The following is a 13,885-nucleotide window of genomic DNA, read 5'->3' on the forward strand; positions in this document are numbered from 1 at the left end:
GGGGCTGCGCGCCATGGGCGGGTGACCTATCATGGTGGGTTGTCCCGCACCGAGCCCGCCCTGTGACCCTCCCCCCAGTTGCCGACGACCGATCTGCCCGAGCCGATGAGGGCCGCTACCTGGCCCGCGCCCTGCGCGAGCAGCGCATCAGCATCCGCGGCGCGCGCACGCACAACCTCAAGAACATCGACCTGGACATCCCGCGCAACCAGCTGGTGGTGATCACGGGGCTGTCGGGCTCGGGCAAATCGAGCCTGGCGTTCGACACCTTGTACGCCGAAGGCCAGCGGCGTTATGTGGAAAGCCTGTCGGCCTATGCGCGGCAGTTTCTGGGGCGGCTGGACAAGCCGGATGTGGACCTGATCGAAGGCCTGTCGCCCGCCATCAGCATCGAGCAGAAGGCGACCAGCCACAACCCGCGTTCCACCGTGGGCACGGTGACCGAGATCCACGACTACCTGCGCCTGCTGTACGCCCGGGCGGGCACGCCGTTTTGCCCCGACCACGGCCTGCCGCTGGCCGCGCAGACCGTGAGCCAGATGGTGGACGCGGTGCTGGCCCTGCCCGAGGACACCAAGCTCATGATCCTCGCGCCCGTGGCGCGGGAGAAGAAGGGCGAGTTCACCGAGCTGTTTGCGCAGATGCAGGCGCTGGGCTACATCCGCTTTCGGGTGGACGGCCAGATCTACGAACACGAGAGCCTGCCGCAGCTGAAGAAGACCGAGAAGCACGACATTGACGTGGTGATCGACCGCGTGAAGGTGCGTTCCGACCTGCAGCAGCGCCTGGCCGAGAGCATTGAAGCGGCCCTGCGCGTAGGCGGCCACGACGGCAATGGCCGCGTGCTGGCGCTGGAGATGGACACGGGCCAGGAGCACCTGTTCAGCAGCAAATTCGCCTGCCCGGTGTGCAGCTACTCGCTGGCCGAGCTGGAGCCGCGCCTGTTCTCCTTCAACTCGCCCATGGGCGCCTGCCCCGCCTGCGACGGCATCGGCCAGCGCGAGGTGTTCGATGCGGCGCGCGTGGTGGCTTTCCCCACGCTCAGCCTGGCCAGCGGCGCCATCAAGGGCTGGGACCGGCGCAACGGCTACTACTTTGCGATGCTGGAGAGCCTGGCGCGGCACTATGGCTGTGATGTGGAGGCACCGTTCGAGTCGCTGCCGGCCCCGGTGCAGCATGCGGTGCTGCACGGCTCGGGCGAGGACGAGATCGCGTTCAGCTACATCCTCGACAGTGGCGCCAACAAGGGCAAGGTCTACACCAAGAAGCACCCGTTTGAAGGCATCTTGCCCAACATGGCGCGCCGCTACCGCGAGACCGACTCGGTGGTGGTGCGCGAAGACCTGGCACGCTTTCGCAGCACCCAGCCCTGCCCCGAATGCCACGGCGTGCGCCTGCGCCGCGAGGCCCGCCATGTGAAGGTGGGCGAGGGCGAGCAGGCCCGCGCCATCTACGAGGTGAGCCACGCCACGCTGAGCGATGCGCATGCGTGGTTCAAGGCGTTGCAGCTCACCGGTGCCAAGGCCGAGATTGCCGACAAGGTGGTGCGCGAGATCGCCACGCGATTGCAGTTTTTGAACGACGTGGGACTGAGCTACCTGAGCCTGGACCGCAGCGCCGAAACGCTCAGCGGTGGAGAGGCGCAGCGCATCCGCCTGGCGTCCCAGATCGGCTCGGGCCTGACGGGTGTGATGTATGTGCTCGACGAACCCAGCATCGGCCTGCACCAGCGCGACAACGACCGGCTCATCGCCACGCTGCAGCACCTGCGCGACATTGGCAACAGCGTGATCGTGGTGGAACACGACGAAGACATGATGCGCGCCGCCGACCATGTGATCGACATGGGCCCGGGCGCGGGCGTGCATGGCGGGCGCGTGATGGCGCAGGGCACGTACGACGAAGTGCGTGGCAATGCGCAGTCGCTCACGGGCCAGTACCTGTCGGGCACGCGCACCATTGCCGTGCCCGCGCGCCGCACGCCCTGGCTGCCGGTGCTGGACCAGCCTGCACCCGTGGTGGAGGCCAAGACCAAGTCGCGTTTTCCGCAAACCGAGGCCAGCAAGCGCCGCGCCGAGCGCATGGCAGAGCACCATGCGCGCCAGGGCGCCGTGCAGGCGCTGCGCGTGGCGGGCGCCACAGGCAACAACCTCAAGGGCGTGACGGTGGACTTCCCTGTGGGCCTGCTCACCTGTGTGACGGGGGTCTCGGGCTCGGGCAAGAGCACGCTGGTGAATGACACGCTGTATGCCGCCGTGGCGCGGCAGATCCACCGCGCGCACGAAGAGCCGGCCGAGCACGAAGAGATCGTGGGCATCGAGTACTTCGACAAGGTCATCAATGTGGACCAGAGCCCCATTGGCCGCACGCCACGCAGCAACCCCGCCACCTACACCGGCCTGTTCACGCCCATCCGCGAGCTGATGGCCGAGACCAACACCGCCAAGGAGCGCGGCTACGGCCCAGGGCGCTTCAGCTTCAACGTGTCGCAATCCTCCGGCGGTGGCCGCTGCGAGGCCTGCCAGGGCGATGGCGTGGTGAAGGTGGAGATGCACTTTTTGCCCGACGTGTACGTGCCTTGCGACATCTGCCACGGCCAGCGCTACAACCGCGAGACGCTGGAGGTGCAGTGGAAGGGCAAGAACATCGCCCAGATCCTGGAGCTGACGGTGGAAGACGCTGCGGCCTACTTCAAGGACGTGCCATCAATAGCGCGCAAGCTGCAGACGCTGCTGGATGTGGGCCTGTCGTACATCCGCCTGGGCCAGGCGGCCACCACGCTGTCGGGCGGCGAGGCGCAGCGGGTGAAGCTGGCGCAGGAGCTGAGCAAGCGCGACACCGGCCGCACGCTCTACATTCTGGACGAACCCACCACCGGCCTGCACTTTGCCGACATTGACCTACTGCTCAAGGTGCTGCACCAGCTGCGCGACGCGGGCAACACCATCGTCATCATCGAGCACAACCTCGACGTGATCAAAACCGCCGACTGGCTCATCGACATGGGGCCCGAGGGCGGTGCCGGCGGCGGCACCGTGGTGGGCGTGGGCACGCCCGAGGAACTGGCCGCCAACCCGGCCAGCCACACGGGGCGCTACCTGGCGCCGTACCTGCGGCCCCAGCCGCAATAGCTGAATCGAAAAGGCTGGTAGCGCTTTCCCATCAAGCGCTATCAGCTATTGTTTTGGTAGCAAAAAGAAAACCCCTCACCGCAGGCGCCGCGCCACCTCCGGGTCCAGCGACCCCATGAAGGCCTCCACCGCGCGCGTGTAGTCGCTGTCCAGCCCCAGCTGGGCGTTGATCTCGCCGTGGTCCAGGGCCTGGGGCAGCACCTCGGCGCGGCCGTTCTGGGCCTGGATGTGGCGGGCCATGGCTTCGGCCTGCAGGCAGGGGTGGTCGGCCCGCTCGGTGGAGCACACCATCTGCACCGGAGGCGCACCCACCGTCCACTGGTGGTAGGGCGACAGGGCCACCCAGTAGGCGGGGTTGGCGCCGAACGCATCGTCGTACAGCGGCATGTGGGGCGCGCGCATGAGGGTGGGCACATTCATCACCGCGCTGTCGAGCGAGACCGTGCCCAGCCAGGGCCAGGCGCCCTCGCGCAGGGCCTGCGGGGCGCGGGCATTGAGCAGGGCCACCAGGTGGGCACCAGCGGAGTGGCCCATGAGGATGAAGCGGCTCGGATCGCCCCCCCAGGTGCCTGCACGCTGCTGCGCGGCCACCAGGGCGGCCTGCACATCGTGCTCCTGCTGCGCCACGGGGGTGTCGGGCAGCATGCGGTAGTTCACCGAGACGAGGACAAAGCCCTTGGGCACCCAGCGCGCGACCTTCTCCTGCACCACGCGGCCCATGGCCTTGTCACCGATGCGCCAGGCGCCGCCGTGCACCATGAAGATGACCGGCGCCCGCACCGTGCTGGCCAGCAGGCTGTTGGCACCGGTGGCGGGGTTGGTGGGCACATACACGTCCATGCGCTGGCGCGGGTCGCTGCCGTAGGGCAGGTCGGCGATGCGCTCCACGCCCGTGGGCAGCGTGGCCGGTGCGGCGGCGGCCTGCTTTTGCGCGATGAGGGCGCGCAGGCGGCCACCGTTCTGTGCGGTGGTCTGGGCTTGCACACTGGCGGTGGCCAGCGTGAGGGCCGCCAGGGCGGTCACGGTCAGAAGATGGCGCAGGGACATGAGAAGGTTCCTAGAGTGAATACGGTTCTGTTGGGCAGGCATCTGGGAGGCTTGGAATATCCGTTCGGGCTGAGCCTGCCCGGGCCTTGCGCAGCGCTTCGACAGGCTCAGCGTGAACGGTTGAAGTGGGCGACTTCAAGGCCGGGTGGGGCAAGCCATGGCGGTGCCGCTCGCGTCGTAGCAGGTGGCGCTGCGGCTCAAACCGTTGTCCTTGCTGTAGCTGCTTTGTGTCTGCACGCTGTTGCCGTTGGCCGAGCTGGTGGCGGTCGAGGTGCGCGCTTGCGTCACGGTGCCATCGGCGTTGCGGGTGGCACCACCGCTGCTTTGCAGGCTGCCCTGGGCGTTCTGGGCCGACACAGCGCCGCTGTGGCTGGCGCTGCCGTCTGCATTGCGCGTGGTACTGCCCTGGCGCACGGCCATGCCGCCTTGCGCGCCCACGGCAGCGCTGCGGCTCGCCACGCTGCCGTTGCCTTGCCCATCGGTGGTGGCGGTGCGGCCGCGCAGCACGGCGCCATGCGGGCCGCTGCGGGCCACGCCGGTGTGGGAGACTGTGCTGCCGTCGGCGTTGTGCTCCACGTTGTGGCGGGTGCGCGCCTGGGCCTCGGCCGGGGCCGCCAGTGCCAGCACGGCGCTGAGCCCCAGGGCGGTGAGGGCCGAGAACACAAATACACCGGCGGCCCGCACAGGGCGCTGCAGCAGGTTGGGGTCAACGGGGCGGGTCAGCAAAGGCATGGCAGTCAACTCCTTGGGGTGTGGCATGGCGGTGTACTGTGGGCCCCAGGTGTGAGCCATTGATGGCAGAAAGCGGCCGATGTATGACAAACCATGACAAACGCTTGCGGCCCCGTCATGCCTTGTCATGCCCAGGGCGGCATGGCCTGCCGCACCGTCCCGGTAGCGCCTACCATTGCAACCACTCCTCCCACCTAGCTGCGTTGCCCCCAGTCCATGACCGACACCCTGGCCAAGATCCTGGTCGCCGATGACGAGCCCGACCTGCGCGCCCTGCTGCAGCGCTACCTGAGCGACCAGGGCTACACCGTGCGCACCGTGGACGGCGCGGGGCCGCTGGATGTGCTGCTCGCGCGCGAGCGGTTTGACGTGCTGGTGCTGGATGTGATGATGCCGGGCGAGGACGGCCTGGCCATTTGCCGGCGCCTGCGCGCGCAGGGCGAGACCATTCCCATCCTCATGCTCACCGCACGCGGCGACCCGGTGGACCGCATCGTGGGCCTGGAAATGGGCGCGGACGACTACCTGCCCAAGCCCTTCAACCCGCGCGAACTGCTGGCCCGCATCCAGGCCATGGTGCGCCGCCAGCGCATGCTGGGCGCGCACGCCGGGCCGCAGGGCGTGCACGAGCGGCTGGCGTTTGGCGACTTTGTGCTGCTGCCTGCCGAACGGCGGCTGGAGAAGGCCGGTGCGGATATGGCCCTCACCACCGGTGAATTCGCCCTGCTGCTGGCCCTGGCGCAAAACCCGCAGCGCCCCCTGGGCCGCGACCGGCTCCTGGCCCTGGCCTATGGGCCCGACCACACAGCGACCGACCGCAGCATTGATGTGCAGATCATGCGGCTGCGCAAGCTGGTGGAGGCCGACCCGGCCCAGCCGCGCCACATCCGCACCGTGTGGGGCGTGGGCTATGTGTTTGTGCCCGACGGCGCCGCGCCGGCCGGGGGGCGCCAGCCATGACGGCCCCCGCCGCCACCGTCCGCCGGGGGCTCTGGCCGCGCAGCCTGCTCGGGCGCAACCTGCTGCTGATGGCCGCGCTCATCGTGCTGGGCCAGCTGGTGGCGGCCGTGCTGGTGCGGCAGATGATCTTTCAGCCCCGCGTGGCGCAGGTGGCCGATGGCGTGGCGCGCAACGTGGCCGCGCTGCGTGCGGGGCTGCAGGCGCTGCCCCCGGCGCAGCGGGCAGCGTTTGTCGAGGCGTTCAACCAGCAGGCCATGCGGTCGGCACCGCCCGTGGCAGCGGAAAGCGCTGCGCGGCGTGCGCTGCTGTCGCCCATGGAGCGGCAGTTTGTGCAGGCCGTGGCGCGCCGCCTGGGCCTTCATGATGCCGCCACCTCCCCCCAGCCCCTGTGGCGCCGCGACAGCACCGGCATGCTGGCCCTGCGTGTGGAACACCCGGGGGCCGATGGCCCCGAGAGCTACTGGCTCAACCTGCCCAGCGTGTTCCCCACACGCACCTTCACCGGCGCCTGGCTGGCCGCCACGCTGGCCAGCATGCTGCTGGCGCTGCTGGGTGCGTGGTGGCTGCAGCGCCACATCCACCGCCCGCTGGCGCAGGTGGTGGGGGCCGCGCGCCAGCTTGCGCAGGGCCAGACGCCCGCCATGCTGCCCGAGGCCGGGCCGGAGGAAATTGCCACCGTGGCCCGCAGTTTCAACCACATGGCGCAGAGCCTGGCCGCCGCCGACCACGAGCGCGCGCTGATGCTGGCGGGCGTGTCGCACGACCTGCGCACCCCGCTGACCAAGCTGCGCCTGGGCGTGGAGATTGCCGGTGCGCAGGTCGATGCGCCGCTGGCGGCCAGCATGGCGCGCAGCATTGACGAGATGGACGGCATCGTGGGCCAGTTCCTGCAGTTCGCCCGCAGCGGCGAGGCCGAGGCGCCTGCCCCGGCCTCCCTCAACGACCTGGCCCAGGCCGTGGCCGAAGCACAGGCCGACCATGGCCGCGCGCTGGTGCTGGAGCTGGCCGCGTCGCACCACCTGCCCGAAGTGCCCGTGCGCCCCCAGGCCCTGCGCCGCGCGCTGGACAACCTGGTGGAAAACGCCTGGCGCCATGGCCAGCCGCCCGTGGTGCTGCGCACAGGCACCGATGCGGACAGCGTGTGGCTGGAGGTGCAGGACCAGGGCCCCGGCATCGCCCCTGCAGACCTTGGCCGCATCCGCCAGCCCTTTGCGCGCGGCGGTGGCGCGGCGCGCACCGGCGCCCCGGGCGCGGGGCTGGGCCTGGCCATCGTGGAGCGCGTGGCACGCAGCCACGGCGGCCGGCTGGAGCTGCACAGCGCCCCGGGCGCGGGGCTGCGGGCGAGGTTGGTGTTGCCAAACACAAGCAAAGATGCCTGATGAACTACCTACCTCAGACCTCTCACCATCCGTTCGGGCTGAGCCAGTCGAAGCCAGGGCCTGTCCCCGTGCGTGCAAGGCTCGACAAGCTCAGCCCGAACGGATGGAGGGGCCTGAAGTCTGAGGCACGCTGAAAATCAAGCAAAAATGACCTCTAGCGCTTGATGGTAAAGCGCAAATAGCTATCGAAATAATAGCTATTGCGGCGTATGGGCGCCCAGCTTGCGGTACAGCGTCTGCCGGCTGATGCCCAGCTGGCGCGCCGCCTGCGACATGTTGCCGCGCGCGGCCTGCAGGGCCTGGTCGATGGCGGTGCGGGAGAGTTGCTGCAGGTTCAGCGGGGCCGGGCTGGCTGCGGGTTCGTTCTGCGCGGTTGCCGGTGCGGGGGCTGTCGTGAGTGCCTGCACCAGGTCGTCGGGCATGTGCTCCCAGCCCAGGGTGTCTTCGCCCTCGGCCAGCATGGCGCAGGCGGTGCGCAGCACAGTGGCCAGCTGGCGCAGGTTGCCCGGCCAGGCATAGGCGGCCAGGCGGGTGAGCAGGTCGGGGGCCATTTGCACGTCAAAACCCAGGCCCTGTTCCGTCGCCAGGTCGGCCAGCAGGCGCTGCGCCAGGGGCACAAAGTCGCTGCGCTCGCGCAGCGCGGGCAGCTGCACGGTGAGGCCGTTGATGCGGTAGTACAGATCCTGCCGAAAGCGCCCCAACTCGGCCGCCTGCAGCAGTTGCTGGTGCGTGGCGCAAATCAGCGCAAAGTCCACCGGCACGGCCTTGCTGGCGCCCACGGGCGTCACGCTGCGCTCCTGCAGCACGCGCAGCAGGCGGGTCTGCAGGGCCAGCGGCATGTCGCCGATTTCGTCGAGGAACAGCGTGCCGCCCTGGGCCTCGCGCAGGCGGCCCAGGTGGCCCTCCTTGCGCGCGCCGGTGAAGGCACCCGCCACATGGCCGAAGAGTTCGGATTCGATCAGCTGCTCGGGGATGGCCGCGCAGTTGATGGCCACAAAGGGCGCGTCGCGGCGCGGGCCGCTGGCGTGCAGGGCGCGCGCAAACACCTCCTTGCCCACGCCCGATTCGCCCTGCACCAGCACCGCAATCGGCTTGGCCACCACGCGGCGCGCCTTGTCGGCCGCAGCGCGCCAGCGGGCGTCACCGGTGTCGAGCTGGGCCAGTGCATCCTGCGCAGGCATCGCAGCGGCGCTGGCCCGGGCCGGGGCGGCCGCCCACGCGGCGGCATCCACCTGCACCTGGGCAAACAGCAGGGCCCCGCCCAGCACACGCACCGCCTGGGGCTGCTGGGGGCGGCGGCGGTGGTGGGCCAGCAGGTCGTCCAGCCGCGCATCCACCACGCGTTCGAGCAAGGTGGCACCCACATCGCCCGCGCGCAGGCCCAGCTGCGCCAGGGCCATGCGGTTGGCGCCCACGATCCAGCCATCGCCCGACACCGCCACGATGCCCTCGGCCACGCTGCCAATGCCCTCGGGCGCGCTGTGCAGGTGCAGGCGGATGTTGCGTTTGCAGGTGGCGGCCAGCAGGCGGTTTTCGATCATGCGTGCGGCCGTGCTCACCAGGCCCAGGGTGTGGGCGTGGCCGTTGCGGTAGTCGCCCGAGATGTCGAGGATGCCCAGCAGATCGCCCGTGGCCGACAGGATGGGCGAGGCCGCGCAGGTGAGAAATCCGTTGCGCTCCAGGTAATGCTCGCCGCCGTGCACCTCCACCGCGCAGCCCTCGGCCAGGGCGGTGCCGATGGCGTTGGTGCCCCGGTGCGCTTCGTGCCACGACGCGCCGCTGGTCAGCGCCACGCGCTCGGCCTTGTCCACAAAGTGCGGGTCACCCAGCGTGTGCATGAGCATGCCGCGCCGGTCGGCCAGCACCACCACGCTCTGGCTGTGGCGCACCTGCTCGAACAGGTACTCCATCACCGGCCGCGAATGCGCGAGCAGCTCGGGGTTGCTGGCCAGCACCTGGCGCAGCGTGCCGCTGCTGGGGTGGTCGATGCCCTGGGGCCGCCCCGTGGGCACCAGGCCGGCCGCCAGGCTGCGCGACCAGGAGCGGGCCAGGCGCTCGTCCACCAGGCCGCTGGGGCACTGGCCGGAGTCCAGCAGGTGCTGGCGGGCCTGTCGCAGGGCGACGGGGGAGGTGTTGGGGCGCACGTTGTTTGTCTCCGTGCAGGGTCGCCAGGGCGCCCTGCTTGTGTGGTGTGGGGCCAGTATGGCGGGCGGCAGCGCGGGGAGCAAGGGTGGGCGCGCCAGGCCCGCGCCAACTGTTCCATTTCGTGACAGGTGTCGCGGCCCGGCACAGCGCGGGGGTGTCCGCTGCGACAGGTGGGCGCGGTGGTCGCTTTCAAAAACCCAATGAAATCAAAGCTCTGTGCCCCGGAGCAGGCTGGCATGTGTTTTGAGTAGGGGGTGGGTATCGGATTGGCCCAGAGGGCTGGCCCGATGCCCACAACAACCCGCAGGAGACACCGCAATGACCGTTTACGCAGCCCCCGGCGCCCCAGGCGCCAAGATCACCTACAAGCCCCAGTACGACAACTTCATCGGCGGCAAATTCGTGCCACCCGTGAAGGGCCAGTACTTTGACGTCATCACCCCCGTGAGCGGCAAGGTCTATACCCGCGCCGCCCGCTCCACGGCCGAAGACATCGAACTGGCACTCGACGCCGCCCATGCCGCTGCCGACAGCTGGGGCAAGACCGACGCCGCCACGCGCGCCAACCTGCTGCTCAAGATCGCCAACCGCATCGAAGAAAACCTGGAGCGCCTGGCCTACGCCGAGACCGTGGACAACGGCAAGGCGATCCGCGAAACGCTGAACGCCGACATCCCGCTCACCGTGGACCACTTCCGCTATTTCGCGGGCTGCCTGCGCGCGCAGGAAGGCGGCATCAGCGAGATCGACGAGAACACCATGGCGTACCACATCCAGGAGCCGCTGGGCGTGGTGGGCCAGATCATTCCCTGGAACTTCCCCATCCTCATGGCCGCGTGGAAGCTGGCCCCGGCGCTGGGCGCGGGCAACTGCGTGGTGCTCAAGCCCGCAGAGTCCACGCCGATCTCCATCCTCATCCTGGTGGAGCTGATTGCCGACCTGCTGCCGCCCGGCGTGCTCAACATCGTCAACGGCTACGGCCGTGAAGCCGGCATGCCGCTGGCGCAGAGCAAGCGCATTGCCAAAATCGCCTTCACCGGCTCCACCAGCACCGGCCGCGTGATCGCGCAGGCCGCCGCCAACAACCTCATCCCCGCCACGCTGGAGCTGGGCGGCAAGAGCCCCAACATCTTCTTTGCCGATGTGATGGACAAGGACGACGCCTTCCTGGACAAGGCGATTGAAGGCCTGGTGCTGTTTGCGTTCAACCAGGGCGAGGTCTGCACCTGCCCGAGCCGCGCGCTGATCCAGGAAAGCATCTATGACAAGTTCATGGAGCGTGTCTTGAAGCGCGTGGCCGCCATCCAGCACGCCAACCCGCTCGACACCAACAGCATGATGGGCGCGCAGGCCAGCAAGGAGCAGCTCACCAAGATCCTGAGCTACCTGGACCTGGGCAAGCAGGAAGGCGCCGAAGTGCTGGCCGGTGGCGGCCAGGCCCACCTGGGTGGCGACCTGGAAGGCGGCTACTACGTGCAGCCCACGCTGTTCAAGGGCCACAACAAGATGCGCATCTTCCAGGAAGAAATCTTCGGCCCCGTGCTGGCCGTGACCACCTTCAAGGACGAGGCCGAGGCGCTGGCGATTGCCAATGACACGCTGTATGGCCTCGGCGCAGGGGTGTGGAGCCGCAACGGCAACGTGGCCTACCGCATGGGCCGCGCCATCAAGGCCGGGCGCGTGTGGACCAACTGCTACCACGCGTACCCCGCGCACGCAGCGTTTGGGGGCTACAAGGAATCGGGCATTGGCCGTGAGACGCACAAGATGATGCTGGACCACTACCAGCAGACCAAGAACCTGCTGGTGAGCTACAGCGAGAACAAATTGGGATTCTTCTGACCTCGTCGGACGGATGCGAAATCCATGCAAAGGGGGGCTGGCAACGGCTCCCCTTTTGCCTTTGCCAAAACACAAGGAGACACCCATGGTCCAAAAAGTCATCGCCACCCCCGCCGCGCTGGCGCTGGTGGCCTTCCTGCAATCCAAACACGGGCCCGACCTGATGTTTCACCAATCAGGCGGCTGCTGTGACAACAGCGCGGCCAACTGCTACCTGCCCGGCGAGATCACCATGGGCGCGGGCGACGTGTACCTGGGCGATATAGGAGGATGCCCCTTCTACATCGGCCGCGCGCAGTACGAGACCTGGAAGCACACGCAGCTCATCATCGATGTGATCGAGGGCACGGGCGGCACGTTCTCGCTGGAAGGGCCCGAGGGCAAGGCCTTCCACACCCGCTCGCGCGTGTTCACGGCGGCGGAGCTGGCCGCGCTGGGCATTGCAGCGCCGGCGGCCTGAGTGATTTTGAATGAATATGCCGCCAGGGCACGCCTGACAAGCGCAATGCGCTATTGAAGTCGTAGCATTCCGGCGCCGCCTGCACCCCCATCGGCCCCCAGGCGGAACACCGACACCACCTGCACCAGGTCCTCGGCCTGGTTCTGCAGGCTGCTGGCGGCGGCGGCCATTTCCTCGACCAGCGCGGCGTTCTGCTGCGTGACCTGGTCCATCTGCGTCACGGCCTCGCCCACCTGGGACACGCCCAGGGATTGTTCGTGGCTGGCCGCGCTGATCTCGCCCACGATGTCCGTCACGCGGCGGATGGCGCCCACCACCTCGTTCATCGTGGCGCCCGCGCGGTCCACCAGCGCACTGCCCTGGGCCACGCGCTCCACGCTGGCGCTGATGAGCGACTTGATCTCGCGCGCGGCCTCGGCGCTGCGCCCGGCCAGGCTGCGCACCTCGCTGGCCACCACCGCAAAGCCCCGGCCCTGCTCGCCCGCACGGGCCGCTTCCACGGCCGCGTTCAGCGCCAGGATGTTGGTCTGGAACGCGATGGAGTCGATCACGCCGATGATGTCGGAGATCTTCTGCGACGAGGCGTTGATGCCGTGCATGGTGTCCACCACCTGGGCCACCACCTCGCCGCCCTGGATGGCCACGGTGCTGGCGCTGGCGGCGAGCTGGCTGGCCTGCTGCGCACTGTCGGCGTTCTGCCGCACGGTGGCGTTGAGCTGCTCCATCGAGGCCGCGGTTTCCTCCAGCGCGCTGGCCTGGCTTTCGGTGCGGGCCGACAGGTCGGTGTTGCCCTGCGCGATCTGCACGCTGGCCGTGGCCACGCTTTCCGATCCGCTGCGCACCTGGCGCACCACCTGCGTGAGCTGGCTGCGCATCTGCATCAGGGCCTGCAGCAGCTGGCCCACCTCGTTCGTGCCATGGGCGATGGGCGCGCCGCTCAGGTCGCCCTGCGCCACGGCGCGCGACAGGGCCACGGCCTGCGACAGCGGCCCGGTCATGGAGCGCACGAACACCAGGGCCATGCCGCTGGTGGCCGACAGCGTGAGCACCAAGGCCAGCGCCACCCACAGCAGCCCCCGCTGCAGCGCGGCCACGCGGGCCTGCAGGGCCTGGTCCAGGTTGGCCATGGACAGGTTGTTGAGCGCGTTCAGCGCGTCGATGGTGCGCGTGAATGCATCGAAGTAGTCCTTGGACGCGAGCTGCAATTCGGTGGCGTTGATCACATCGCGCTCGGCCATCTGCAGCGACTGCTGGATCTGGGCCTGCACCGCCTGGGCGTTGCTGCCCAGTGCGCTTTGCAGCTGGGCATTGCCTTGCAGCGCGCGGTCCAGGCCACGGAAGGTGTCGGCCTGCAGCTCGGCCACCCGCTGCTGTAGCACCAGCAGCTGGCCCTTGGTCTGCGGCGTGAGTTCGCGCTTGCCCAAAGCGCTGGCGCCCTGGGCGCGCAGCATGCCCAGCTTTTCGCCCAGCATGGGGGCCTGCGTCAGCGAGGCCTGGATGAGGGCATGGGTGTCGGCGTCGGGGTCGATCTGCAGGCCGTAGGCATGCACCAGGGCCTCGTTGAGTTGCAGCAGCGATGCGATGAGCTGGGTGTGCTGTGCGGTGCTCTGCGCCTGCTCGATGCTGCGCGCGCCCACGGTCTGCTCCAGCGTGCGCCAGGTCTGCTGGGCCTGGGTCCAGGGGGCCAGATGGGCGGCGGGCACCTGGGCGGTGGCAAAGCGGGCCGTGACATCGTCCAGCGCCGCGTTGACCGCGTCGCGCGCGGCGGGGCGGCGTGCTGCCAGGGCTTCGTCGCCGCCCAGCATGCCTGCCGACAGGCCGCGGTGCACCTGCACCAGCTGCACCAGGCGCGTGACGGCCTGTGCGGGGGCCACGCCCCGCGCCTCCTGGCGGGCATGCGCGATGGCGCGCAGCGAATCGCTCACCGTCAGGTAGGTGGGCAGCGCGCTCATCATGAGCCCGATGGTCCCCAGGATGAGGAATTTTTCGAGCAGGTTCAACCGGTGCAGAAGTGACATGGCAGTGGGCGCACGGTCAAGGTGTGCGCAAAAAGTAGACCTCAGGGGCGGGGCGTCGGCACCCGCCGACTGGGGTGCGGCCTCAGCACCTGTTCCAGGGTGTTTCCGGCCGCGCGGATGTAACGCAATGTAGGGATCTGACGCGAGTAGGGTTTTGACTCACGTCAAGTC

Annotated in this window: 9 protein-coding genes; 5 read left to right on the forward strand and 4 right to left on the reverse strand. The window is 69.0% G+C overall.

What is annotated here, in order from left to right:
• The first annotated feature begins 62 nt into the window (after positions 1-62).
• Positions 63-3,131: an excinuclease ABC subunit UvrA gene (gene uvrA, locus DBV10_RS07545; protein ID WP_124512177.1), complete on the forward strand. Its 3,069-nt coding sequence runs from the start codon at positions 63-65 to the stop codon at positions 3,129-3,131.
• 75 nt (positions 3,132-3,206) lie between these two features.
• Here uvrA and DBV10_RS07550 read toward each other — a convergent pair whose 3' ends face one another.
• Together DBV10_RS07550 and DBV10_RS07555 are read right to left on the reverse strand one after the other, a co-directional pair.
• On the reverse strand, positions 3,207-4,178 hold the full coding sequence (locus DBV10_RS07550) for an alpha/beta hydrolase (protein ID WP_124512179.1): 972 nt from the start codon (positions 4,176-4,178) through the stop codon (positions 3,207-3,209).
• A 135-nt stretch (positions 4,179-4,313) separates the two neighbouring features.
• Positions 4,314-4,910, reverse strand: a complete 597-nt coding sequence (locus DBV10_RS07555; protein ID WP_124512181.1) for a hypothetical protein — start codon at positions 4,908-4,910, stop codon at positions 4,314-4,316.
• A gap of 216 nt (positions 4,911-5,126) precedes the next feature.
• Between DBV10_RS07555 and ompR the strand changes: the two genes are divergently transcribed.
• Together ompR and DBV10_RS07565 are read left to right on the forward strand one after the other, a co-directional pair.
• Positions 5,127-5,870, forward strand: a complete 744-nt coding sequence (gene ompR / locus DBV10_RS07560; RefSeq protein WP_124512183.1) for a two-component system response regulator OmpR — start codon at positions 5,127-5,129, stop codon at positions 5,868-5,870.
• Positions 5,867-7,249, forward strand: a complete 1,383-nt coding sequence (locus DBV10_RS07565) for an ATP-binding protein (protein WP_124512185.1) — start codon at positions 5,867-5,869, stop codon at positions 7,247-7,249. Before ompR ends, DBV10_RS07565 begins: the two co-directional genes overlap by 4 nt.
• A gap of 197 nt (positions 7,250-7,446) precedes the next feature.
• Here the strand turns inward: DBV10_RS07565 and DBV10_RS07570 are convergent, their stop codons facing one another.
• Positions 7,447-9,393 carry a sigma-54-dependent Fis family transcriptional regulator gene (locus DBV10_RS07570; protein ID WP_124512187.1) on the reverse strand — a complete coding sequence of 649 codons (1,947 nt, stop codon included), beginning with the start codon at positions 9,391-9,393 and terminating at the stop codon, positions 7,447-7,449.
• Positions 9,394-9,712: 319 nt separating this feature from the next.
• Between DBV10_RS07570 and DBV10_RS07575 the strand changes: the two genes are divergently transcribed.
• The gene (locus tag DBV10_RS07575) at positions 9,713-11,236 is read left to right on the forward strand and encodes an aldehyde dehydrogenase family protein (RefSeq protein WP_124512189.1); all 1,524 of its coding nucleotides are present in this window, start codon (positions 9,713-9,715) and stop codon (positions 11,234-11,236) included.
• A gap of 85 nt (positions 11,237-11,321) precedes the next feature.
• On the forward strand, positions 11,322-11,696 hold the full coding sequence (locus tag DBV10_RS07580; protein WP_124512191.1) for a DUF779 domain-containing protein: 375 nt from the start codon (positions 11,322-11,324) through the stop codon (positions 11,694-11,696).
• A gap of 50 nt (positions 11,697-11,746) precedes the next feature.
• Here the strand turns inward: DBV10_RS07580 and DBV10_RS07585 are convergent, their stop codons facing one another.
• A complete protein-coding gene (locus DBV10_RS07585) occupies positions 11,747-13,714 on the reverse strand; it encodes a methyl-accepting chemotaxis protein (protein ID WP_124512193.1) in 1,968 nt (655 codons plus the stop codon).
• Positions 13,715-13,885 lie beyond the last annotated feature (171 nt).

This window comes from Acidovorax sp. FJL06 (assembly GCF_003852545.1).
Lineage (GTDB): Bacteria > Pseudomonadota > Gammaproteobacteria > Burkholderiales > Burkholderiaceae_C > Acidovorax.